16 protein-coding genes and 1 pseudogene are annotated in these 23,639 nt (G+C 67.3%); 2 read left to right on the forward strand and 15 right to left on the reverse strand.

What is annotated here, in order from left to right:
* Nucleotides 1-66: 66 nt before the first annotated feature.
* From SB786_RS11170 to SB786_RS11195, 6 genes are all read right to left on the reverse strand, one after another.
* The gene (locus tag SB786_RS11170) at nt 67-1,026 is read right to left on the reverse strand and encodes a glycosyltransferase family 2 protein (RefSeq protein WP_410727498.1); all 960 of its coding nucleotides are present in this window, start codon (nt 1,024-1,026) and stop codon (nt 67-69) included.
* A gap of 64 nt (nt 1,027-1,090) precedes the next feature.
* Entirely contained in the window at nt 1,091-3,316 is a 2,226-nt protein-coding gene (locus tag SB786_RS11175; protein ID WP_410727499.1) for a polysaccharide biosynthesis tyrosine autokinase, read from the reverse strand.
* A gap of 50 nt (nt 3,317-3,366) precedes the next feature.
* Complete coding sequence (locus tag SB786_RS11180; RefSeq protein ID WP_006757955.1) at nt 3,367-4,545, reverse strand: polysaccharide biosynthesis/export family protein; 1,179 nt, start codon at nt 4,543-4,545, stop codon at nt 3,367-3,369.
* Complete coding sequence (locus tag SB786_RS11185; RefSeq protein ID WP_006752506.1) at nt 4,539-4,982, reverse strand: low molecular weight protein-tyrosine-phosphatase; 444 nt, start codon at nt 4,980-4,982, stop codon at nt 4,539-4,541. Before SB786_RS11185 ends, SB786_RS11180 begins: the two co-directional genes overlap by 7 nt.
* Nucleotides 4,983-5,022: 40 nt before the next feature.
* Nucleotides 5,023-6,435, reverse strand: a complete 1,413-nt coding sequence (locus SB786_RS11190; RefSeq protein ID WP_410727500.1) for a UDP-glucose dehydrogenase family protein — start codon at nt 6,433-6,435, stop codon at nt 5,023-5,025.
* Between the two features lie 67 nt (nt 6,436-6,502).
* The gene (locus SB786_RS11195; protein WP_410727501.1) at nt 6,503-7,876 is read right to left on the reverse strand and encodes an undecaprenyl-phosphate glucose phosphotransferase; all 1,374 of its coding nucleotides are present in this window, start codon (nt 7,874-7,876) and stop codon (nt 6,503-6,505) included.
* Nucleotides 7,877-8,315: 439 nt separating this feature from the next.
* On the opposite strand from SB786_RS11195, the gene SB786_RS11200 reads away from it, so the two are divergent.
* Nucleotides 8,316-9,842, forward strand: a complete 1,527-nt coding sequence (locus SB786_RS11200) for a mannose-1-phosphate guanylyltransferase/mannose-6-phosphate isomerase (RefSeq protein WP_410727502.1) — start codon at nt 8,316-8,318, stop codon at nt 9,840-9,842.
* A gap of 123 nt (nt 9,843-9,965) precedes the next feature.
* On the opposite strand, the gene SB786_RS11205 is transcribed toward SB786_RS11200, so the two are convergent.
* From SB786_RS11205 to SB786_RS11245, 9 genes and pseudogenes are all read right to left on the reverse strand, one after another.
* Entirely contained in the window at nt 9,966-10,904 is a 939-nt protein-coding gene (locus SB786_RS11205; protein ID WP_410727503.1) for a transposase, read from the reverse strand.
* 704 nt (nt 10,905-11,608) lie between these two features.
* On the reverse strand, nt 11,609-12,190 hold the full coding sequence (locus SB786_RS11210) for a DUF3501 family protein (RefSeq protein ID WP_410727504.1): 582 nt from the start codon (nt 12,188-12,190) through the stop codon (nt 11,609-11,611).
* Between the two features lie 27 nt (nt 12,191-12,217).
* Nucleotides 12,218-13,555: a heterodisulfide reductase-related iron-sulfur binding cluster gene (locus SB786_RS11215; RefSeq protein WP_410727505.1), complete on the reverse strand. Its 1,338-nt coding sequence runs from the start codon at nt 13,553-13,555 to the stop codon at nt 12,218-12,220.
* Between the two features lie 125 nt (nt 13,556-13,680).
* Complete coding sequence (locus SB786_RS11220; protein ID WP_011660451.1) at nt 13,681-14,103, reverse strand: rubrerythrin family protein; 423 nt, start codon at nt 14,101-14,103, stop codon at nt 13,681-13,683.
* Between the two features lie 342 nt (nt 14,104-14,445).
* Nucleotides 14,446-17,199: a filamentous hemagglutinin N-terminal domain-containing protein gene (locus SB786_RS11225; protein ID WP_410727506.1), complete on the reverse strand. Its 2,754-nt coding sequence runs from the start codon at nt 17,197-17,199 to the stop codon at nt 14,446-14,448.
* A gap of 166 nt (nt 17,200-17,365) precedes the next feature.
* Nucleotides 17,366-18,964, reverse strand: coding sequence for a ShlB/FhaC/HecB family hemolysin secretion/activation protein (locus SB786_RS11230; RefSeq protein WP_410727507.1), 1,599 nt, complete (start codon nt 18,962-18,964; stop codon nt 17,366-17,368).
* A gap of 439 nt (nt 18,965-19,403) precedes the next feature.
* Complete coding sequence (locus SB786_RS11235) at nt 19,404-20,672, reverse strand: RNA polymerase sigma factor (protein ID WP_410727508.1); 1,269 nt, start codon at nt 20,670-20,672, stop codon at nt 19,404-19,406.
* Nucleotides 20,669-20,929 (reverse strand): annotated as a pseudogene (locus SB786_RS11240) (VOC family protein); the annotation flags it as partial. The pseudogene SB786_RS11240 and the gene SB786_RS11235, both read right to left, overlap by 4 nt.
* A gap of 43 nt (nt 20,930-20,972) precedes the next feature.
* On the reverse strand, nt 20,973-21,326 hold the full coding sequence (locus SB786_RS11245; RefSeq protein ID WP_006757944.1) for a YciI family protein: 354 nt from the start codon (nt 21,324-21,326) through the stop codon (nt 20,973-20,975).
* Nucleotides 21,327-21,533: 207 nt separating this feature from the next.
* On the opposite strand from SB786_RS11245, the gene SB786_RS11250 reads away from it, so the two are divergent.
* Nucleotides 21,534-23,336 carry an ExeM/NucH family extracellular endonuclease gene (locus SB786_RS11250; RefSeq protein ID WP_410727509.1) on the forward strand — a complete coding sequence of 601 codons (1,803 nt, stop codon included), beginning with the start codon at nt 21,534-21,536 and terminating at the stop codon, nt 23,334-23,336.
* Nucleotides 23,337-23,639: the final 303 nt, after the last annotated feature.

Here is a 23,639-nt window from a genome sequence, read left to right on the forward strand (position 1 = left end):
AGGAAGATGCGGGGGTCGTACCATGTCAAGCCCTCCGGGGGTGGCCATGCGTCGTGCGCGGCTCGTTCAAGACGTCACCGGCGGCATCGCCGCGCGATGGGGGGCAAGGTTGGCGCGGCGCGCATCGCGTGCGCCGCGGCGCACCGCGCGCCAGTGCTCGCGCACGCGTTCGCGCTGCGCGGTATGCAGCGACAGCAGCACGTGCGCGAAGCCCGGATAGACGCGCGTGCCGATCAGCGTCCACCACCACCACGCGAGCTCGCGCCGCAGCGGCGGCAGATGCTCGCGCAGGATCAGGTGGAAGTTGTACGCGCCGTTGCTGATCGCATTCAGCGATGCGGCATCGCGCCGGTCGTCGTCGAAACGCTCGGCCGGAAAATGATCGACCGCGATCGCCGGGTCGTAGACGAGCTTCCAGCCTTCGCGCTGCACGTGCATGCTGAATGCCATGTCGTTGTGCACCTGCGCACCGGCGCCGCGCAGCCGCGTGTCGAAGCGCAGCCGTTCGATCGCGGCGCGGCGGTAGCTCATGTTCGCGCCTTTCAGCATGTCGACTTCGCGCGCGCCGCCGACGCCCAGATGATGGTTGCCGACGATCTTGCCGGACAGCGTGAGCTGGCCCACGCGCTCGCGCGACTCGTCGAGCACGCGGCCTTTCTCGTGCACCCAGTCGCGGCCGCCGACCGCACCCACGCGCGGATCGGCCAGGAACGCGGCTTCGATGCGCGCGAGCCAGTCGGCGCGCGGCGCCGCATCGTCGTCGGTGATCGCGACGATGTCGCCGTTCGCCGAGTCGAGCCCCTTGTTCAGCGCGGCGACCTGCCCGGGCACGTCGACCGGCACGATCCGCAGCGGCAGCGCGCCGCCGACCGACGGATCGGCGAGGCGCTCGTGCGTGGCGTCGTCCTCCGGGCGCGCGACGACGATCACCTCGTCGGGCAGCCGCTGCTGGCGCTGCAGCGCCGAGAGGCAGCGCGCGAGGTCGGCCGGGCGCCGAAAGGTCGGAACGAGCACGGAAATTTTCATTCGAGGTTCTCCAGTCGGCCGGGCCGGCGGCACATGCCGCCCACCCGGTTACGCGCCACGCAGATCAGGCGCTCAGGTATTCGTGGACGGCCGCATAGCCGCGGCCGTAGCCGCGCGCCTTCGGCGGCACGCCGTTGAAGATCCCGCCTTCCAGATCGACGCCCGCGGTGCGCAGGCGCTTGATCGCGTCGGCGATCTCGCCTTCGGTATGCATGCCCGAGCGCAGCACCAGGAAGGTCGCGGCGGCCATGCGGCCGATGATGGTCGCGTCGGTCACCGCCAGCACCGGCGGCGAGTCGATCAGCACGATGTCGTAGCGCTTGCCGAGCCCTTCGAGGTATTGCGGCAGACGCGTCGACATCAGCAGCTCCGACGGGTTCGGCGGGCGCGTGCCGGCCGAGATGAACGACAGGCCCTGCACCGGCGTCTCGCGGATCGCGTCCTCGAGCGGCGACTGATCGCTCAGCAGCTCGGACAGGCCCGGCTGCGCGGTGAGGCCGAAGTAGCGGTCGAGCATCCCGCGGCGCATGTCGGCGTCGATCAGCAGCACGCGCTTGCCCGAATGCGCGAGCAGCACCGCGAGGTTGACCGTCAGGAAGCTCTTGCCGATACCCGGCGTCGGGCCGGTCAGCACGATCACGCGGTTCTTCGCGTCCATCATCGCGAACTGCATCGCGGTGCGCAGGCTGCGCATGCTTTCGACGCTCAGGTCCTTCGGGCGCAGGCTCGCGAGGATCGGCCGCGCACGGCCGCCGCCCTTCTCGGCCATCGCGTCGAGCTTCACCTGCTCGGCGCTTTGCGGCACCAGCCCGTACAGCGGCAGGTTGAACGTCCGCTCGACGCGGTCCGGATCCTCGATGCCCTGGAACAGGTTGCGGCGCAGGAACACGATGCCGGTGCCGAGGATCAGCCCCAGGAACACCGCGGCCGACAGGATCAGCACCTTCTTCGGCTTGATCGGGTCGCCCGGGCGCAACGCCGAGTCGATGAGGTGGATGTTGCCGCCCGTGCCGGCCTTCTGCACCGACAGCTCCTGCACGCGGTTCAGCAGCAGCACGTAGATGTCCTCGGCGACCTTCGCGTCGCGCTGGAGCTGGACGGCCTTCACTTCGGTCGCCGGCAGGCTGCGGAAGCGGTTGCTGAACTTGTCCTTCTCGCCCTGCAGTTCGGCAAGCTGCTGCTTCGCGGCGATCACCATCGGATGCGAGTCGGTGAAGCGCTGCGCGAGCGACGCGAGCTGCAGGCGCTGGGCGGCGATCTGCTGCTCGTACTGCACGCTGCCCTGCAGGTAGACCTTCGCCTCGTCGCTCGCGTTGATCGAGCCGGACGTGCGCTGATACTGCGTCAGCGCGGCTTCCGAACGCTCGAGGTCGGCCTTCAGGCGCGGTTCCTCGCCCTTCAGGAAATCGAGCATCTTGGTCGCTTCGGCCTGCTTCGCGATCACGTGCTGGTTCAGGTACGACCGTGCGAGCGCGTTCGCGATCGCGGCCGTCTGGTCCGGATTCTTGCCTTCGAGCGAGATCTGCACGACGCCCGTCTGCTTGCCCTGCTCGCTCACCTGGATGCCCGACTGGAAGCCGGTGATCGCGTCGAGATCGTTGTAGCGGACCACCGTGAACTGCGTGCCCGGACGCGCGACGAGCTTCTGCACGAGCAGCGTGAGCCCGCCGCCCTGCTCCGATTCGCCGACCCGGCCCGACAACAGGCGGCGGCCGTTCTGGTCGACCACCGTGTAGGTGCCGTTCGGGCCGGCGGTCAGCGTCATCTTCTTGCCTTCGAGCTCGGGCACGACGTTGATCGAGTCGATATCGGCGACTTCGCCGCCCCACGCGTACGACCTCAGGCCGAACCACGCGCGCGACGGCTCGCCCGGCGTCGCGATGCGCGCGGCCAGGCTGCCGATCAGCGGCATCGTCTTCGGCACGACCGAGAAGTTCAGCTTGAACTCCTCGACGACCGGCGCGACGACGCCGCGGCTCTTGATGATCTCGATTTCCGCATCGGTCGGCGCCTGCTGCGGACCGCTGTTGATCATCGCGCCCGTCTGCGTCTGCGTGAGCGCCTGCGTCGTGCTGTCGTTGCCCTCGACCCGCACGTGCACGTCGGCCTGATAGACCGGCTTCGCGACGTAGCAGTACAGGCCGGCGAGCGCGATGACGGTCACCGCGACGCCGAGCAGCAGCCAGATGTCGTCCATGATCACCTGGAGCAACTGGCCGAGGACGACGTCCTCTTCGTCGGTTTTCGCGGCCGGACCCGCGTAGGTGTGTTTTGCTTGCGTGTTCACCATTCGTTCCCGCTTGAGTGGTGCCGGGGGGCAGGTGCCGCCCCGGCGGGCTATCAGCGCGTGATCTGCCGCATGTAGAAGATCGTCTGGATCGTCGGCAACACCTGCTGCAGCACACGGTTGAACTGCACCGAGCCGGCCGTGCTGACGTAGACCACATCGAGCGGCTGGAGCGGGAAGCGGCTCGACAGCATCAGCGCATCCGGCTGCGTCATGTCGAGGCGGTACACTTCCGGCTTCGTCGGGTTGTCACGCATGCCCCGCATCACGTAGATCTTGCGCGGGTTCGCATCGGTGTCGAGGATGCCGCCGCCGGCCGTCAGCGCGTCGGCGATGGTCAGCCTGCCCTTGAGCATCGGCACCGTGACCGGCGTCTTGACCTCACCCATGATGAACACGCGGCTGTCGCTGCGGTCCGGCACGTTGACGATGTCGCCCGGCTGCAGCATCACGTTCTGCTTCACTTCGCCGCGATCGAGCACGCCGTTCGCGTCGAGCGTGTAGAGCTTGCCGTCGCGCGTCAGGCGCACGCGCTGCAGGTCGGCCTCGTTGGTCGAGCCGCCCGAGCGCGAGATCGCGTCGACCAGCGTCAGCGGCACGTCGCTCACCGCGAGCGGGCCCGGCTGCTTCACCTCGCCCGTCACCTGCACCTTCTGGCTGCGGAACGACAGCACGCGCACGTCGAGCTGCGGATTCTTCACATAGCGCGCGAGCGTGGACGCCATCTGCTCGCGGATCTGCGCGACCGTCTTGCCCGCCACGTGTATGCGGCCGACGAACGGGAAGAAGATCGAGCCGTCGGCGGACACGGTCTGGCCGTACGGATCGGCCTGACCCGGCAGCGCGGTCGTATACGGCTGCTGGAGCGCGCCCGCGACCGTCTGCGTCGTGTTGCCGCCGCTCGAGAACGACTGGCCCTGCGGCGTCGTCAGCTCGGGGTGATCCCACACCGTGACGCCGAGGATGTCCTGCGGGCCGACGCGGTAGACGTACTGCGACGGATCGGTGTAACGGCCCGGCGGCAGCGGATGCTCGACCTGCTGCTTCTGCAGCTGATCCATCACCAGCTTCGCGTCGATGTAATGAACCGGATAGGTTTCGGCCTGGCCCTGGCGGCCTTCGTCCTTCAGGTTCGACGAATCGAGATAGTTGCCGGGCGCGGTCGCGCAGGCCGACAGGAATGTCGTCATCGCGACGGCAAGCGCCAGCGGGCGCATGGGACGTTTCAGCATAGTTTTTGCAGCCATCCTTGAACCAGACGTTCGATCAATGAGTAGCTCTCGCGATAGTCGGCCTCGGGGCCGCCATGCGGATCCGCGATCTCGGCGTCCTCCCACTTGCCAAGCAGGTGAACCTTGCCGCGCGCGAACGGATCGACCGATTCGACGGCCGCGATCTGTCCGCGCTCGCTGACGAGAATCAGGTCGGCGTCGCGCACGAGCCGGCGCGACAGCCGACGCGACCGATGCGTCGTCGCATCGACGCCGCGCTCGGCGAGCAGTTGCCGCATCACCGGATCGATACCGTCGCCGTCGTTCGCGCGCACGCCCGCGGAGTGGAACGTCACGCGCGGGCCGCCGCGCGACGCGGTGTGCGACTTGAACAGCATTTCCGCTGCCGGGCTGCGGCAGACGTTCGCGTGACAGACGATCAGGATGTTGCGGAACATGGCGTCTCGAATCGGGTAACGGGAAACGGTGACGCGCGGGTTACGCGTTCGCGCGCGCGGCGCCCGACACGCGGGCGGCCACCGCCTGACGCGAGCCGGGGCGGCCGATCGGGTGGTATTCGATACCCTGCTCGCTCATGGCCTCCGGCTCGTACAGGTTGCGGCCGTCGAAGATCACCGGCGACTTCCACTGCCGGCCGAGCGCGATGAAATCCGGGCTCTTGAACGCCTTCCATTCGGTGACGATCACGAGCGCGTCGGCATCGCGCGCGGCCTGCGCCTCGTCGTCGACGAAGGTCAGGCGTTCGAGCCAGCTCGGGTGATCGGCGAGATCGAGCGCGAGCACGCGGCGCGCTTCCTGCTGCGCGACCGGATCGTAGGCGGCGATGCGCGCGCCGCGCGACAGCAGCTCGGCGATCAGCTCGCGGCTCGGCGCTTCGCGCATGTCGTCGGTGTTCGGCTTGAATGCCAGGCCCCAGAGCGCGAACGTGCGGCCGCTCAGGTCCTCGCCGAAGCGCGCGACGATCTTGTCGGCGAGCACGCGCTTTTGCGTCGCGTTGACCGACGACACGGCCTTCAGGATCTGCAGCGACTGGCCATGCTCGTCGGCCGTGCGGATCAGCGCCTCGACGTCCTTCGGGAAGCACGAGCCGCCGTAGCCGCAGCCCGCATACAGGAAGTGGTAGCCGATGCGCGGATCGGAGCCGATCCCGCGGCGCACGGCCTCGATGTCCGCGCCGAAGCGGTCGGCCAGGTTCGCGAGCTCGTTCATGAACGAGATGCGCGTCGCGAGCATCGCGTTCGCCGCGTATTTCGTGAATTCGGCCGAGCGCACGTCCATGTACAGCGTGCGTTCGTGGTTGCGGTTGAACGGCGCATAGAGCTTCTTCATCAGTTCGCGCGCGCGCTCGCCCGGCACGTCGTCGTCGCAGCCGATCACGATGCGGTCCGGCCGCGTGAAATCGTCGACCGCCGCGCCTTCCTTCAGGAATTCCGGATTCGACACGACCGAGAACATCGGGTCGTCGCCGCGCTTCGCGAGTTCGTCGGCGACCGCCGCGCGCACGCGCTCGGCCGTGCCGACCGGCACCGTCGACTTGTCGACGATCACCTTGAAGCCCTTCATGTAGCGGCCGATGTTGCGCGCCGCCGCGAGCACGTACTGCAGGTCGGCCGAGCCGTCCTCGTCGGGCGGCGTGCCGACCGCGATGAACTGCACGTCGCCGTGCGCGACCGCGGCCTCGATGTCGGTCGAGAAGCGCAGGCGGCCCGCCGCGCGGTTGCGCGCGATGACTTCCTTGAGGCCCGGCTCGTGGATCGGCACGCCGCCGTTGTTCAGGATGTCGATCTTCGCCTGATCGACGTCGAGACAGAACACGTCGTGGCCGATGTCGGCGAGACAGGCGCCGGTGACAAGTCCTACGTAACCGCTGCCGATGATAGTCAGATTCATGATGTGTCGGACCTCGTGACCAATGATTCGAAATTCGTAAAACCGGAACGCCTGCGCGGGCGCTGCGTCAATAAGCGTTGCTGCCGGTGAAGCCTTTCCAGAGCGTCAGCACGACGATCTTGATGTCGAGCCAGAACGACCAGTTCTGCATGTAGTACAGATCGAGCTTCACGCGCCCCATCATCTTCTCGATCTGATCGGTCTCGCCGCGAAAGCCGTTGATCTGCGCCCACCCGGTGATGCCCGGCTTGATCCGGTAGCGGAACATGTAGCCCTTCACCAGATCCTTGTAGATGTCGTCGTGCGCGAGCGCATGGGGCCGCGGGCCGACGACCGACATCTCGCCCTTCAGCACGTTGATGAACTGCGGCAGTTCATCGAGGCTCGTGCGGCGCAGGAAGCGGCCGACCGGCGTCACGCGCGTGTCGTTCTTGGTCGCCTGCGTGACCTGCCCCGCGACTTCCTGATGCACCTTCATCGAGCGAAACTTGTAGATCTCGAACTCGTGCCCGTCGATGCCCTTGCGTTTCTGGCGGAAGAACACCGGCCCGCGCGACGTCAGCTTGATCAGGCACGCGATCAGCAGCATGAGCGGCGCCAGCGCCGTGAGCGCCGCCAGCGCGAACAGCCGGTCGAACACGAACTTCGGCAGGATCCGCACGTCGGTGATCGGCGACGCCGCGAGGTTGATCGCCGGCACGCCGAGCACCTCGACCACTTCCTGGTTGAAGAACGACAGCGTGCGCACGTCCGGAATGAAGCGGATATTCACGAAGTCGTGGCGGAACACCGTCACGATCTGGTGAATCCGGCGCTCCTCCGTGATCGGCAGCGTGAGCCACAGCTCGCTGATCGCGCGGCTGCGCACCAGCCACACCAGCGATTCGAACTGCCGCTCGATGCGCACGTCGTCGAGCGCGACTTCGCCCGGCACTTCGCTTTCGTCGTATACGCACACCGGGTTGAAGCCCGCTTCCGGGCGCGCCCGCATCTGCGCGATCAGCCGCCGCGCGGCCGGCGTACCGCCGACGATCGCGACCGCCTTCAGGTTGTAGCCGCCGCGCCGCAGTTGCCGCAGCACGACGTGCACGCAGGCCTTCGAGCCCGCGAGCAGCGCCATCGTCACGAGCGCCCAGTAGCCGAGCCACAGCCGCGACAGATCGCCCGACTGGTGAAAGCTGAAGCTCATCAGGATGCCGGCGAGCTCGACCACCAGCCACGCGAATGCGACCCGCCCCACCAGCCCGACGAGACGCTTGCCGCGCCACGACTGATAGATTCCCATCGCCGGAAAGAACACGACGACCAGCAGGCAGTCGAACAACACCGTCGTGCGCTGCAGATCGTTGAGCCAGATGCTGCCGTCGTGCAGCGCGGCGGCGATCAACGCCCCCAACACGACCATCGCGATATCGATGACTCTCGCCAGCACGCTCAACATGTTCGCTTCCTCTTTGAACAGGCGTTTGCCGAACAGCTCCTCGTGCAGCCCGTGCCGCACATTCGATTCAAACGTTGCATGACGCTATTGAAGCGGTAAGAAAATTGATCCTCAAGCGCACAAGTATTTCGAAAAATAATCGGAAATTCTTGCCGCGATATTCTTGAATTAAATCGGCACGTTTTCCCGAACAGAGCCCGAATCGGGGCATTTTCTGAAAACTTTACGGTTCTCGCCAAGCCTTTGCGGCAACGCATGCGCGCCCAATTCGCCGAATTATTTTTTATTTTTTCTTTGCGTCGGCTGTCATCGCGGAAAATTTTCCCGGATACGTGCGCGACGAACGCACGCGACGAATATCGTGCACGGCGCGCGGTTTTATTGTCGATTTACTTCATGCTACAAACAGGCACTGACTTCAATCGAGGAGAGTGTCATCATGAATGCTCCGGCCGTGGCAGCCGATACGCGCCCATCTTCTTCCGCCGCAACCGACGCCGGTACGCGCGTCGCGGTGCAGCCGGTGATTCTCGCCGGCGGTTCGGGCACGCGTCTGTGGCCGATGTCGCGCGAACACTATCCGAAGCAGCTGATCGGCCTGCTCGGCGATCATTCGCTGCTGCAATCCACCGCGCTGAGGCTCGACGGCCTCTCGACCGGTCATCCGCTGAACGACGACGTGCTGATCGTGTGCGGCGAGGATCACCGCTTCACGACCGCCGAACAACTGCGCCTGACCGGCAAGCGTGCATCGATCATGCTCGAGCCGCTCGGCCGCGACACCGCGCCCGCGCTGACGCTCGCCGCGCTGCGCATCGTCGCCGGCGGCAGCGATGCCGTGATGACCGTGATGCCGGCCGACCACGCGGTGGCCGACCAACCGCGCTTTCATGCGGCGGTCGCGGCCGGCGTGCACTGCGCGGCGCAGGGCAAGATCGCGACGATGGGCATCGTGCCGGGCCGCGCCGAAACGGGCTACGGCTACATCCGCGTCGGCGCGCCGCTCGGCGACGCCGCCACCGGCGATCTCGACGTGCGCCGTCTCGACCGCTTCGTCGAGAAGCCGCATCTCGAGCTCGCGCAGCAGTACGTCGCGTCCCGCGAATACTGGTGGAACAGCGGCATCTTCATCGTGCGCGCATCGGTGTGGCTGAACGCGATCCGCCAGCTCGAACCCGAGATCTACGCGGCCTGCGAGCAGGCCGTCGCACACGGCAAGGAAGACGGCGACTTCTTCCGCGTCGATCGCGACGCGTTCGCCGCTTCGCCGTCGAACTCGATCGACTATGCGGTGATGGAGCCGCTCGCGAACCTGCCGCAGCTGTGCGAAAGCGTGGTCGTGCCGCTCGACGCGGGCTGGTCGGATGTCGGCTCGTGGGACGCGATCTGGCAGATCCTGCCGAAGGACGATGCCGAGAACGTCGGCCGCGGCCACGTGCTGTTCGAAAACGCCACGTCGACCTTCGCGCATTCGGAAAGCCGGCTCGTCGCGTGCGTCGGGACGCAGAATCTCGTCGTCGTCGAAACGCCCGACGCCGTGCTCGTCGCCGACAAGTCCTGCGTGCAGGACGTGAAGAAAATCGTCGGGCGCATCAAGGCCGCGCGCGGCGCGGAAGCGACGGATCACCGCAAGGTCCACCGCCCGTGGGGCCATTACGACTCGGTCGACATGGGCGAGCGCTTCCAGGTGAAGCGCATCGTCGTGAAGCCGGGCGCGCGACTGTCGCTGCAGATGCACCACCACCGCGCCGAACACTGGATCGTCGTGCGCGGCACCGCGCGCATCACGCGCGGCGAGGAAACCTTCCTGCTGTCCGAGAACGAATCGACCTACATCCCGCTCGGCGTGTCGCACCGTCTCGAGAACCCGGGCAAGATGCCGCTCGAGCTGATCGAAGTGCAGTCGGGTGCGTATCTCGGCGAGGACGACATCGTCCGCTACGACGATACCTACGGACGCCAGTGACGCAGCGGATGCGGGGCGCGCCGTGTCGACGGTGCGCCCCGCATCACGCGCATGGACGACACAAAAAACAACGCGCGGGCGCCGTGACATACGACGACCCGCGCGTTTTCGTTCGGACGACGATCAACCTACCCGATACGCATACTCGCGGCGATCCGACTGCACCGGGTCGTTGCGGCCCTCGGACAGCACACCCGCGCGCCGCTCGGCGATGAAGCGCTTGATGTCCGACTCCGCACGCGCCAGCGCGGACAGGCCGGCCAGCACTTCGCTTTGCGGCACACGCACCGGCTCGTCGCTCGCACCATGGCGATCGATCCACTGGCGCGCCCAGTCGAGCGCGTACTGCTCCGCCTCGTCCGCGTCGGTGAAGCGCGGGCCGATCAGGCCCGAGCGCTCGACGCGGCGGTCGTCCTGCATGATCTCGGCCCACGCACGGTACATCAGGTTCTGCACCGGCTGCGCGCTGCCATGGATCGTATAGCCGCGATACTCGTCGACTTGCGGCTCGGCCGCGGCGAAGCTCGTGGCGGACGCCCGCCCGCGGCGCAGCCCGGCGGGCTGCGCGCCGGGCACCGCGAACGACGCACCGGACGGTTCCGTGTCGGTGCTCGACATCGCGGCCACCGTCGCGCCCTCGCCATCCCAAACGTTTGCCTGCGCAACCGGCAATTGCCACGACTCGGGGTTCTGCCAGAACACGCCGCGCAGACGATCGTTGTCGGGCACGGGCTCCGCACGGCACGCGGGCGCCGCGGGCACGGGCGGCGGCGGCACATACGCGAACGTGCGCCCGCTGAATTGGGTCAGCACGTCGATCATCTGCAACAGCGTGCCGTTCGCGAGCCACTCTTCGTAGCGGCGGCGGCACGTCGGCCCGGACGGATAGCGCCCGGGCAGTTTGGACCACGCTTCACCGGTCGTCAGGATCCACAGGACCGCGTTGGCGACAACGCGCGGTTCGGCACGTGGACGGCCTCGACGGTTCAGCCGGATGGGTTCATCGGCGATCAGCGTTGAAAGACGAACCCACTCTTCATCGTTAAGCTCATCGAAGAACATAGTAGATCTCTCCACGCAGCCAGGCCGGGCTGCGATTGTCGGCGCCGTCGTCACGCATCGCGTGACGGGGCGGCCCGGTTGCACATTATGGTTATCCGCTTGTTGTGCATGCCGGCGCGACACCGCACTTTCGCGGTGCCGCCATTCCCGGCAATGGCGCACAAATCACGGTCTCACTCCAATGTGGGAATTTTTGTGCACGAAGCATACCATCCTCAGGGTTTATCTCAATATGACAGTGACTTAATGTTACGTACTGAAACAACCTGCCGTGGATGCGCAATCCATTTATGCATGAATTTTTTTACGCGATCGTTATGCGTGAGGCCGGTAAGCCCCGTCTGGCGGGGCTCCGCGGGGTGCGGCCGAGGCCCGGCCGGCGGCGTTTCCAGGGTGTTCCGACCCTTCGCCGCAACAATCCCGGAAACTGCTGCCTAAAATCGGTAAATCAGGGAAAATTTCGTAACAAGATATTCACGGATCGGTAAATCGTTCAAATCCCGTTGAGCCGAATTATCGCCGTGCACAATCTCTTTATTGTTTCCCTGCGAATGATGAAAGCGATCTGACGCGCGATGCACATTGTTTCCCGGCATGCAAGCGCGGACAGGCTTGTTACATCCTCGGGCCGAAGGGCAGCCGCTCGCGCGACCGGGGCGGCGGGAAGACAACGCGCGGGTCGAAACGACGCGAGCGACCGTATATCAGCGCAGATCGCCGGCCAGTGACGCGGCCACGTCCGCGTCCACTGGTTGCGGCGGCAACGTATAGGCCGCGTGGTCGCAGCCGATCGACAGCGTTGCGCCGCCCTTGAGCGCCGCGCGCATCGGCGCGCCCAATTCGAAGCGCACGAAATGCACGGCGGACGTCTTCTCCGCGTTGTCGCGATCGAGATCCTCGTCGGCGATCGCATACACGGCGGGATGCCCGTCGACCTGCAGGTACACGCGATCCTCGACGCCGATCAGCCGCGCGAGCGCCGCCCGCCGTTCGGCCTCGTGCTCGTATTCGATCTGCAGCGTCGCCTTCAGGTTGGTGCCGTCGGGCACGAGCGGCAGATAGGCTTCCAGTTCGCCCTCGATGCCCGCCTCGTCGAAGATCTTCTCGATGTGCAGCATCTCCTGGATCTGGTAGCGGATCGTGGTCTCGTCCTCGAACAGCAAGCGCAGGTGGTTGCCGAGCGCCACCGCGCGGCGGCGCTTGTACGCGACGAGCCGCGCGTGTTCGGCCTTGCGGATCTTCGCGTACGCTTCGAGCGTCAGCAGGGAATCGCGGGTCAGCGTCATGGATGTCCTCGTGGATGGCCGGCAGCGTCAGACGCCGTACGCGCGGCGCAGCAGCGTCAGCGGATGCGCGAGCGGCGCGTGCGGCAGCCCCTTCTCGTCGATGCCCTGCACGATGTGATGGCCGGCGAGCGCGCAGTCGGACGACACGACATCCGGCCGCGGCTCGGCCATCGCGTTGAACACGGGCGCGCCGATCCGCATCGCATCCGCGTGAAATTCCTTCTTCACGCCGAACGTGCCCGCGTGGCCGGAGCAACGCTCGACCACGTTCACGCGCGTATCGGGCACGAGCGACAGCGCATCGGCCGTCTTGCGGCCGATGTTCTGCACGCGCGCATGGCACGGCACGTGATACGACACGGTGCCCAGGCCCTGCTTGAAATCGGTCTTCAGCAAACCGTCCCGATGCCGCGCGATCACGTATTCGAACGGGTCCCAGAAGGCGTCGGCCACCGCGCGCACGGCTTCGTCGCCGGGGAACATCAGCGGCAGTTCGCTCTTGTACATCAGCACGCAGCTCGGGATCGCGCCGATCAGCGCATAGCCTTCGCGGGCATAGCGCTCGAGCACCGGGATGTTGACGGCCTTCTTCGCGGCGACGCCCGCGAGATTGCCCTGCTCGAGCAGCGGCATTCCGCAGCAGGCTTCGCGCGTGACGAGTTCGTACGGGATCTCGTTGTGCGCGAGGATCGCGAGCAGGTCGTGGCCGATGCCCGGCTCGTTGAAATTCACGTAGCACGTCGCGTAGATCGCGACCTTGCCGGGCGTGCGCTCGCCGTCGCGCACGGGCGAATCGTCCGAGCGCTTCGCGGCGCGCCGGAACTTGCGCGGCGCGAATTCCGGCAGCCACGCGTCGCGATCGACGCCGAGCGCCGCTTCGAGCGCGTGGCGCGCGGGCGGCGTGCGGTTCACCGCGTTCACCGCCTGCGTGACGATCGGAATGCCCGCGAAATGGCCGAGCGCGTCGGTGTTCGACAGCACCTTGTCGCGCAGCGGCACTTGGCCGCGTTGGTATCGCGCGGCCTTGCCGCGCAGCATCAGGTGCGGAAAGTCGACGTTCCATGCGTGCGGCGGCACGTACGGGCATTTCGTCATGTAGCAGAGATCGCACAGGTAGCACTGGTCGACGACCTTGCCGAACGCCGCCTTCGGCACTTCGTCGATGTCGCCCGTCGGCGTGTCGTCGACGAGATCGAACAGCGTGGGGAATGCGCCGCACAGCGACACGCAGCGCCGGCATCCGGCGCAAATGTCGAACACGCGCGTCATTTCCGCATCGATCGCGGCCTGGTCGTAGAACGCTTCGGTCTGCCAGTCGAGCGGATGCCGGGTCGGGGCTTCGAGACTGCCTTCCTTGTGGGGCATGGGGCCCTCCAGCGTGGCGCGCATGCGCGCGGACGCGCCGCCCGCGCGGCGCGGGCAGCGATCGACGCACGGCCGCCGGTCGGCGAAATTTTCCGACCGGGCCGTGCGGCCTTGCAGGGGCCGCGTCAGTCGACGAGTGCGTCCAGCGCCTTCGTATAGCGGTTCGCGTGGCTGCGTTCGGCCTTCGCGAGCGTCTCGAACCAGTTCGCGATTTCGTCGAAGCCTTCTTCGCGTGCCGCCTTCGCCATGCCCGGATACATGTCGGTGTATTCGTGCGTCTCGCCGGCGATCGCCGATTCGAGGTTCAGCCGCGACGAGCCGAACGGCAAACCCGTCGCCGGATCGCCGACTGCTTCGAGATATTCAAGGTGGCCGTGCGCATGGCCGGTTTCGCCTTCGGCGGTCGAGCGGAACAGCGCGGCGATGTCGTTCTGTCCCTCGACGTCGGCCTTCGAAGCGAAATACAGATAGCGCCGGTTCGCCTGCGATTCGCCGGCGAATGCGGCCTTCAGGTTCTCTTCGGTTTTGCTGCCCTTGAGTTGAGCCATTTGCGCCTCCGTGCAGGGTGCCGGCGCAGCCAGGCGTCGGACCGATGACCGATTGTGGGGAACGATGCGCACGAGCGGCACGCGCGCCGCCAGCATCGTGCTGTCTAATCTAGGCGCTCGGGGGGACATCCCCCAATTGGCTTTTTCAATGCGGTCGATAGCGATCGACCGATGGCGAGCGAACGGTCGTGCGAATGTGCGCGCGGCACGCCACACCACCAATGACGCATCGCGCCGGGCAGCGGAAAACTGGGCCCCGGCGCGATGCGTGTTGCAAGGCATGGCCGACCGCGCCACGCCCCGCCCGCCCGGCCCGCTGCGCGCGGGCCGGGCAACCGACGTTTACCGAACCTGGTCGTCAGACAACGGACGCACCATGTAGCTGACGATGCGCCCCGACCCCGACGCGCGGCCCACGCTCGACACGTTGCCGTGGCTGCTCGTGACGCCCGTCCACCCGTTGTACAGGCGGCCGGCCACGAACACCGAATCGCCGCCGTGCAACGTGCCGTTGTTGGTCACATTGCCCATGACCTTGACGTCGCCGGCCTCGATCGTGCCGCCGTTGGTCACGTTGCCCATCGCGGAAAGCAGCTTCTCCACCCGCAGCGTGCCGTTGTTGGTCGTGTTGCCCATGACCTTGGCGTCGCCGGCGTCGATCGTGCCGCCATTGGTCACGTTGCCCATCGCGGAAAGCAGCTTCTCCGCCCGCAGCGTGCCGTTGTTGGTCGTGTTGCCCATGACCTTGACGTCGCCGGCGTCGATCGTGCCGCCGTTGGCCACGTTGCCCATCGCGGAAAGCAGCTTCTGCGCACGCAGCGTGCCGTTGTTGGTCGTGTTGCCCGCGACCCGAACGTCGCCCACGCTGACGACGCTGTCGGCGTCGACGTTGCTCAGGCGGCCGTCGATCTCGAGCGCGCCGTCGCTGTGCAGCGTGCCGGCATTGGTCACGTTGCCGGCAATCCTGACGCTGCGCCCGTGCACGGAGCCGTCGTTGTCGAGGCGGCCGGCCACGTCGACGGTACCGCCGCTGACCGTGCCGTGATTGTCGAGCGCGCTCGAAACCGACAACGCCCCGCCTTGCAGCCGCCCGCTCGACTCGATCGTCGCCTTGCCGCTCGATGCGAGCGACACGCTGCCGGCCGACGCGTCGACCGTGCCGGCGATCCTGACGCCGGTTTTCGCCGATGCGCCGATCAGCGCGATCTCGTCCGCCCGCAGGCTGCCCGCTTCGGACACGTCGATCGCCGCGGCCGGCGCCTTGCCGCTTGCCGCGCCAGAGAGCGTCTGCCGGTTCGATTGCTCGATCGCCGCCGTGCCTTGATGCGCGATCGCGACGAGCTTCTTCGCTTGCACCGCCGCGTCGACCTTCAGGCCGCGCGACACGAGATCGAGCTGGTTCGCGTCACGTGCGTCGAGCCCGGCGCCGTCGATCGCGATGCGACCGTTGTCGGTACGGAATCGTGCGACATGACCGTCCTCGTCGAATTCCGTCGTGCCCGCGACGAGCGACACGCGGTTCGCGTTGACGAAGCTCGCGCCGTTCACGCTGATCCCGTTCGGGTTCGCGACGATCACGCGCGCCTGCTGGCCCGCGACTTCCGTCGCCCCCGCCAGCACCGACGCGTTGCCGCCCGTCACCTGGTTCAGGATGACCTGTGCCGAACGGCCGCCGAGCTGCGCGTTGCCGTCGATGCCGCCCGCCAGTTGCGTATTCGTGCCGTTCACGCTGTTGTTCAGCACGAGCCCCTTCGATCCGACGTTGTAGTCGAGGAAGCGGTTCGCGGAAATGCCCGCGGCGTCCGGCGCGTTGATGTCGACGAGCGGCGTGCCGTTCAACGCGACGCCGAGAATCGGGCGATTGGCCGCGTTCGGATCGACGACGAGTTTCGGGTTCGTTTCCGCGATCGGCGGTTCCGGGTTTACCGGCGGCTTCGTTTCGGCGACCGGCGGCTCCGGGTTCACCGGCGGCTTCGTTTCGGCGACCGGCGGTTCCGGATTCACCGGCGGCTTCGTTTCCGCGACCGGCGGTTCCGGGTTCACCGGCGGCTTCGTTTCGGCGACCGGCGGTTCCGGGTTCACCGGCGGCTTCGTCGCCTCGTCATCGTCCGTCCAGTTTCCGCCCAACTGCAGACCGGACGGAACCGAAAGCGTCCCCGCGTTCAGCGATCCGCCATTCGAAAGCCGGACCCGGCCGTCCGACAGCAGCTTGATCGAGCCCGTGAGCGCCTCGACCTTGCCCGAGATATTGATGCCGACACCCGCCGACGTGCCGCGCATGACGATCGAATCCGCTCCATGCACGCTCCCGAGCTGCGACACGTCGATCGCGACGCGCGGCGCTTCCCCGCTCGTCGACGCATCGAACGACATCGCCTGAGGATTCTCGATGGCCGCCGTGCCTTGCTGCGCGACCGCGACCAGCTTCTTCGCTTGCAACGCGGCGTTCACCTTCAGGCCGCGCGACACGAGATCGAGCTGATCCAGATTGCGCGCGTCAAGCCCCGCGCCGTCGATCGTGATGCGCCCGTTCTCGGTACGGAATCGGGCGACATGACCGTCCTCGTCGAATTCCGTCGTGCCCGCGACGAGCGACACGCGGTTCGCGTTGATGAAGCTCGCGCCGTTCACGCTGATCCCGTTCGGGTTCGCGACGATCACGCGCGCCTGCTGGCCCGCGACTTCCGTCGCCCCCGCCAGCACCGACGCGTTGCCGCCCGTCACCTGGTTCAGGATGACCTGCGCCGAACGGCCGCCGAGCTGCGCGTTGCCGTCGATGCCGCCCGCCAGTTGCGTGTTCGTGCCGTTCACGCTGTTGTTCAGCACGAGCCCCTTCGAACCAACGTTGTAGTCGAGGAAGCGGTTCGCGGAAATGCCCGCGGCGTCCGGCGCGTTGATGTCGACGATCGGCGTGCCGTTCGGCGCGACGCCGAGAATCGGGCGATTGGCCGCGGCCGGATCGACGACGAGCGGCGGTTGCGCGAACGCTGGCTGCGCCGCGAGGATCGGCATCGCAAGCGTCAGCGCCGCGGCGAGCGTGGTGCGCGCGGATGGCGTCGCCGCGCGCGGGCGGTGGTGTTGTTGTTGATGTTTCATGGTCTTCTCGGTTTCCTGAAGATGAAAAAGCGGGCGCGGCGCAAGCCACGCCGGACCTGGCCGATCCGTCGATCGGCCGCTGGACGAGCGTGCGTACTTACATGGTGATTGCCTCCGTGAGGTCCAGCGGTTCAGCGGTTCGGGGCACGGCTGCACCCCACCGCGATCAGAAACGGCTCGTGAGCGACACATCGAATGTGGGCTGCGCGGTTCGCAGCGCGCCGGGCTTGCGAAGCGGCATGCCGAGCGCGACGTCGTAGCCGAGCATCCGGTAGCCGCCGCGCACGCCGAGCGCGGCGCCGATCAGCGTGCGCCCTTCCCGGCCCGCGCCTTCGCGCGAGCCCGCGCCCGTGACCAGCCCGGCGTCGAGCGCGACATAAGCCTCCTGAGCGCCGAACCACGGCGTGGCCAGCTCGTTGCGCCAGAACCAGCCGCTGTCCCCCGCGAGCGTCCGGTTGCCGTCGAAGCCGCGCACCGTGTAGCGGCCGCCGATCTGCAGGTATTCGGTCGACGGCAGCGCGCCGGGCGCGTACTGGAGCTGGAGGAATCCGCGATAGCCGAACGGACGCGCGCCGATCCGGAACGGCGCATCGGCGCCGAGCGCCGCGGTGTACACGCGATAGCGGCCGTCCCATGCGGTCTGACCGTTGACGCGCCCGGGGAAGGCGCTCAACCCGGCGAGGCTTGCGCGCATGCCGACGCTCGCGTCGACGGTCGCGCGCGCGAACTTCTCGCGATGCGCCGCGCTCACTTCGTAGCTGACGATGTCATGACGGAACACATCGAGTTCGATCGGACCGAACCACGAGCGATCCTCGCGGCGGGCGAGCCTGAAGCGCAGCGTGGTCTTGCCGTGGCTGGAGCGATACGGCACGTAGCCGACGCCGGCTTCATAGCGTCGGGTCCGCTGGCCGAACGGCGGCACGACCACGCCGGGCAGATCGGCCACCAGCGTCTGCCGGCTCGACCATTCGCTGACGCCGAGCGAAAACGACGCATAACCGATCGGCACGTTCCATGCGGCGCTTTTGGCCTGCGAGCCGAGCGACTTGTTGTGCAGCGCGGCGTCGGTGTTGTAGGTGACGATCAGTTGATCGTAGAGCCGCAGCGGCGAATCGATCGACACGATCGCGCCGAGCTGGTCGCGGCCGGTCGCGTCCAGCCCGCCGTTGTCGGCCGTCGCGACGAAGCGAATGCGACGTGCATCGTCCGGATGGCGGACGACGATGTCGGTGTCGCCCAGCAACGCGCCGGGAACCAGATCAAACGCGGTGGCCGCCTGACCGGGCAGGCGGCGCACGTTCTCGAGCGCCTGATCGAGATCGCGCACGTTCAGCAATGCATGCGCGCCGCGCGGAAACACGATGGGCGTCCAGCCGAGCCGGCCGCGCGCATCGTCGATCGCGCCGATGCGGCCGGGCAGCACCTCGACGATCAGGCGGCCGGTCGACAGATCCTGCGGCGGAATGCTGACGAGCGACGTGATGTAGCCGCGCGCGACGAGACGCCGCCCGACCCATTCGCGCAGCAGGCTCAAGCCGTTCTGGCCGATGCACGCGCGCTTGATCGGCACGGCGTCAGGCAGCCACGGGAACGCATCGGCGCCCCGCCACTCGATCGCGTGGATATCGAAACACGGTGTTTCTGCGGGGAAGTGGAGCGTATCGGATTTGCTCGACGCCTTCGCGGACAGCACGTCCGGCCGGTCGAGCATCTGCTGCCTGAGCTCGTCGAGCTGTTGCGCCTGGTATCGCGGCGCACTCATGGGCTGCGCGCCGGACTCCGGTGTCTGCGCCGCCGCGGCAACGGCGAACGCCGGCAGACTCGCGGCACATAGCGCGCGCGCGGTGAATGCCGTGAATGCGGTGAATGCAACGACGCGCTGCGCGTCGGCGGACCGAGTCGGATCGCTGCCGTTTTTGTTAAATATCCTTAACACTCGAATCCTGCCAATCTCGCGGCTCCTGAGTCAAGCGCGGATTATGCGGAGTCGAATAATCGTCTTTCAATCCAAAACAACGTCTTGAAATTAAATTCGTATTTGTCCCATTATCTCAATCGAACGAATAGGACATTTTCAGTTATCTCACCGGAACATTGGCTTTATGTGGGTTGGCTGGGAGCGTCAAGCGTCGTCGCACCCGGATCCGTCGGGTTGGAAAGCCGTGCGCACACCGGCGACGCGCGACGGCGCGCGCTTGCTCTCATGCATCCATCGCGCGCTTGAGCAGCAATTCGCGCTCGCGCTCGTTGCGCGTCAGTTCCGCCGCGCGGCGGAACTCGAGCTTGGCCTCGTCGGCGCGGCCGAGCTTCGCGAGCAGATCGCCGCGCACGCTTGGCAGCCAGTGATAACGCGCGAGCGCCGGATCGTCGCGCAGCACGTCGACGAGTTCGAGCGCCGCGGCAGGCCCGAACGCCATCCCCACCGCCACCGCGCGATTCAGCTCGACGACCGGCGACGGCGCGACTTCGGCGAGCGCGTCATACAGCGCGACGATCTGCGCCCAGTCCGTGTCCGCCGCGTGCCGCGCACGCGCGTGGCACGCGGCGAGCGCGGCCTGCAGCGCATAAGGCCCGCGCACGCCGCCGAGCTTCGTCGCGCGCTCCAGCGCCGCGAGGCCGCGCCGGATCAGCAACGGATCCCAGCGGCTGCGGTCCTGGTCGAGCAGCAGCACGGGCCGGCCCTGCGCATCGATGCGCGCATGCATGCGTGATGCCTGCAGTTCCATCAGCGCGACGAGCCCCAGCACTTCGCTTTCGTCGGGCGCGAGCCCGGCCAGCACGCGGCCGAGCCGCAACGCCTCGTCGCATAGCGCCGGACGCATCCAGTCGTCGCCCGCCGTCGCCGCATGGCCTTCGTTGAACACGAGGTAGATCACTTCGAGCACCGATGCGAGCCGCGCGGGCCGCGCGTCGGCGGCCGGCACCTCGAACGGCACGTGCGCCGCCGCGAGCGTGCGCTTCGCGCGCACGATCCGCTGCGCGATCGTCGGCTCGGGCGTCAGGAACGCGCGCGCGATCTCGCCCGTCGTCAGCCCGCCGAGCAGCCGCAGTGTCAGCGCAACGCGCGCGTCGGTCGACAGCACCGGGTGGCACGACGTGAAGATCAGCCGCAGCAGATCGTCGCCGATGTCGTCCTCGCTCGCGTCGGCGAGCGCGTCCGCGATGTCGGGGACGACATGCGCTTCGAGCGCGTCCATCTCGTGGCCGAGCTGGTCGCGCTTCGCCGCATGGAGCGACTCCTGCCGGACCCGGTCGAGCGCGCGACGCTTCACGGCCGTCATCAGCCATGCGGCCGGGTTGTCGGGCACGCCGTCGACGGGCCAGTGCTCGAGCGCCGCGACGAGCGTGTCCTGCGCCAGTTCCTCGGCCACGCCGACGTCGCGCACCACGCGCGCGGCGCGCGCGATGATCTTCGGCGCCTCGATTCGCCAGACCGCCTCGATCGCACGATGCGTCGCCTCATGCGTCACGACGCCTGCCCCTGGGCGGACGCATCCAGCGGCATGGCCATCAGCTCCCATGTGTGGCCGTCCGGATCGGTGAACCCGTGGCCGTACATGTTCGGGTACTCGCGCGGCGCTTGCGGCGCGGCCCCGCCGGCCGCCAGCGCCTTCGCGACGATCGCGTCGACTTCGGCACGGCTGTCGCACGACAGGCACGACAGCACCTGGATGTGCGTCGCCGGATCGATGATGGTCTTGTCGGTGAAGGTCTGGAAGCCGGATCGACATGCCGCGCGACGAACCCGGGTAAACACCGAGGCGCAGCCGTCACAGGAAGCACGGGCCGACCGCGCGCACTTCGACCGTGCACCATTGCGCCGCCGGGCACTGGCGCGCGATCTCGATCGCTTCATCGCGCGTGTCGACGTCGACGATGAAGAAGCCGCCGACCATTTCCTTCACCTCGGCGAACGGGCCGTCGACGAGGCGCGTCTCGCCGTCGCGCACCTCGACGCGCGTCGCGCGTTCCGAGCGCTCCAGCGATTCGACGCCGCGCAGCACGCCGCGCGCTTTCAGCGTCTCGGCGAAATCGACCATCCGTGCGTAAAGCGCCTGCCCGTCTTCGAGCGTGCGTTCGGCGCGCTGGCCGGTCGGTTCGACAATCAACAGCATGTAGGGCATGGAAATCTCCTGTTGGGGGCCGTGCGCGGAAACGCTCGGATCGCAGGCCGGCATGACACGTCAGGTGCGAAGCGTAACAGCCCCGGCCGGCCTTGCCGTCATCGTTGGCCATTCGGCACTGGCCTGATGGCCAATTCGATCGCGGCACGCGATTTTGCCGTCAAGATGCTTCCCGAACCTTCGAATTTTCTTCCTGTGTGCCACGCCATGTCATCCCTGCCGTCACCGCTCGCGCTTGCCGCCTTTGTCGTCCTGTCCGTTCCACCCGCCACCGCCGCGCTGCCGGTGAGCACGGGCTGCGGGGGCGCCACCACGGCGATCGCCGACATCCGGCATCCCGCGGGCCGCTCGCCGCTGGCCGGGCACACCACGTCGATCGAAGCAGTCGTCACCGCGGCGTTCGGCGGCCCCGATGGCTTCGGCGGATTCTTCGTCCAGCAGGCGGACACGCAGCGGCGACACCGGCCGGGCGTGCCGGAAGGCCTGTTCGTGTATGCGCCGCATGCGCGCGTCCAGCCGGGCGAGCGCGTGCACGTCACCGGCAGGATCGAGCAGAAATACGGCCGGACGCAACTCGCGCTGGCAGGCCGCGTGGCCGTCTGCGCGCGCGGGCAGAGCGTCACGCCGGCCGCGCTGATACTGCCCGTCGACAGCGAATCCGTATTCGCCGCGCATGAAGGCATGCGGGTGCGCTTCCCGCAAACGCTGACGGTCAGCGATACTTACGAACTCGGCCGCTACGGCAGCATCGTGCTCAGCCATGGCCGCCTGTACATGCCGACTCACGTGGGGCCGCCGGCCGAAGCCGCTGCGCAGGCGGCGGCCAATGCACGCAACCGCCTCGTGCTCGACGACGGTTCGAGCCGCGTGAACCCTGCAACCGCCCGCTATCCGCCGCCTGCGCTGAGCGCCGCCAACACCCTGCGCGCGGGCTATACGGTGCATGGCATCGAAGGCGTGCTCGAACGGCGCTACGGCACGTGGCGACTGCAGCCCGTATCGTCCGCGCCACCCGCCTTCGACGCCGCGTCGAATCCGCGGGCCAATGCGCCGGCACGGCATCCGCAAGCCGACGTGCGCGTCGCGTCGTTCAACGTATTCAACTACTTCAACGGCGACGGCGCGGGCGGCGGCTTCGGCGATGCGTCCGACCGCGGCGCGAAGACCCCCGCCGCCTTCGCGCGGCAGGAAGCGAAGATCGTGGCCGCGCTGCGTGCGCTGCGTGCCGATGTGATCGGCCTGATGGAAATCGCGAACAACGGTCACGGCCCTGCAAGCGCCGTGCAGCGGCTCGCGGCCCAGCTCGGCGGCGGCTGGCGCGCGGTCGACCCCGGCACCGCACGGCTCGGGCGCGATGCGATCGCAGTCGCGCTGCTGTATGACAGCCGGACGATCGAGCCCGTCGGGCGCGCCGCGACCGTCGCGCTCGACGGCCGGAATCGCCCGCCGCTCGCGCAGACGTTCCGTCGCATGGGCGGCACCCGCGCGTTCACGGTCGCGGTCAACCACCTGAAGTCGAAGAACTGCCCGCGCGCCACCGGCCCGGATCTCGACCAGTCGGACGGCCAGGGCTGCTGGAATGCGACGCGCACACGCGCGGCCGAGCGCGTCGCCGCCTGGCTCGCGAAGTCGCCAACCGGCGCCGCGGCCGACGGCGTGCTGCTGATCGGCGATCTGAACAGCTACGCGAAGGAAGACCCGCTGCGCGCGCTCGAATCGCACGGCTATGCCAACCTCGTCGCCCGCTTCGTTGGCAATGCCGGCTACACGTATGTATTCCGCGGCGAAGCGGGCAACCTCGACCACGCACTCGCCACGCCGCCGCTCGCCGCCCGCGTGAAAGCCGTGCACGCGTGGCACATCAACGCCGACGAACCGATTGCACTGCAAGCCGTGCCCGATTACAAAACCCCGGCGCAACAGGCCGCCTATTACGCACCCGCTGCATACCGTTCGTCCGATCACGATCCGGTCGTTGTCGACCTTGCGGTGGAGGAAGGCGCCACCTGACGCATCGCGGGCACGATCCCTGCTCCACGACAGAATGGCGATTAGTGCAATTGCATCAACGTAACGCGTGCAACGGCACTATTTACCTGAGAGGCCGGGCGACGCCATATTTACCGGGCTTTCACGCCCGGAAACGGTTTCCCTTATGTCGCTTCGCTCGATCTCGGAATTTTTTCAACCGCCGCCCGCCCCATCGCGCGGGGCTTCCAACAGATCTTGCCGACGAATTGAAAATTTGTCTCGAAACTCAATTGGCTGATTTGAATCACACTGGTTGCTGGGATTCGTCTTATCTTCAAATTG

Origin of the sequence: Burkholderia sp. SIMBA_062 (genome assembly GCF_046534765.1) — a bacterium.
Taxonomy (GTDB): Bacteria; Pseudomonadota; Gammaproteobacteria; order Burkholderiales; family Burkholderiaceae; genus Burkholderia; species Burkholderia ambifaria.

Coding starts and splice junctions, on each gene's coding strand:
- SB786_RS11170 (WP_410727498.1), bottom strand. CDS start 1,026: ATGAAAATTTCCGTGCTCGTTCCGACCTTTCGGCGCCCGGCCGACCTC.
- SB786_RS11215 (WP_410727505.1), bottom strand. CDS start 13,555: ATGCCCCACAAGGAAGGCAGTCTCGAAGCCCCGACCCGGCATCCGCTC.
- SB786_RS11245 (WP_006757944.1), bottom strand. CDS start 21,326: ATGCCCTACATGCTGTTGATTGTCGAACCGACCGGCCAGCGCGCCGAA.
- SB786_RS11220 (WP_011660451.1), bottom strand. CDS start 14,103: ATGGCTCAACTCAAGGGCAGCAAAACCGAAGAGAACCTGAAGGCCGCA.
- SB786_RS11180 (WP_006757955.1), bottom strand. CDS start 4,545: ATGCTGAAACGTCCCATGCGCCCGCTGGCGCTTGCCGTCGCGATGACG.
- SB786_RS11250 (WP_410727509.1), top strand. CDS start 21,534: ATGTCATCCCTGCCGTCACCGCTCGCGCTTGCCGCCTTTGTCGTCCTG.
- SB786_RS11190 (WP_410727500.1), bottom strand. CDS start 6,435: ATGAATCTGACTATCATCGGCAGCGGTTACGTAGGACTTGTCACCGGC.
- SB786_RS11195 (WP_410727501.1), bottom strand. CDS start 7,876: ATGTTGAGCGTGCTGGCGAGAGTCATCGATATCGCGATGGTCGTGTTG.
- SB786_RS11200 (WP_410727502.1), top strand. CDS start 8,316: ATGAATGCTCCGGCCGTGGCAGCCGATACGCGCCCATCTTCTTCCGCC.
- SB786_RS11185 (WP_006752506.1), bottom strand. CDS start 4,982: ATGTTCCGCAACATCCTGATCGTCTGTCACGCGAACGTCTGCCGCAGC.
- SB786_RS11175 (WP_410727499.1), bottom strand. CDS start 3,316: ATGGTGAACACGCAAGCAAAACACACCTACGCGGGTCCGGCCGCGAAA.
- SB786_RS11210 (WP_410727504.1), bottom strand. CDS start 12,190: ATGACGCTGACCCGCGATTCCCTGCTGACGCTCGAAGCGTACGCGAAG.
- SB786_RS11225 (WP_410727506.1), bottom strand. CDS start 17,199: ATGAAACATCAACAACAACACCACCGCCCGCGCGCGGCGACGCCATCC.
- SB786_RS11230 (WP_410727507.1), bottom strand. CDS start 18,964: ATGAGTGCGCCGCGATACCAGGCGCAACAGCTCGACGAGCTCAGGCAG.
- SB786_RS11205 (WP_410727503.1), bottom strand. CDS start 10,904: ATGTTCTTCGATGAGCTTAACGATGAAGAGTGGGTTCGTCTTTCAACG.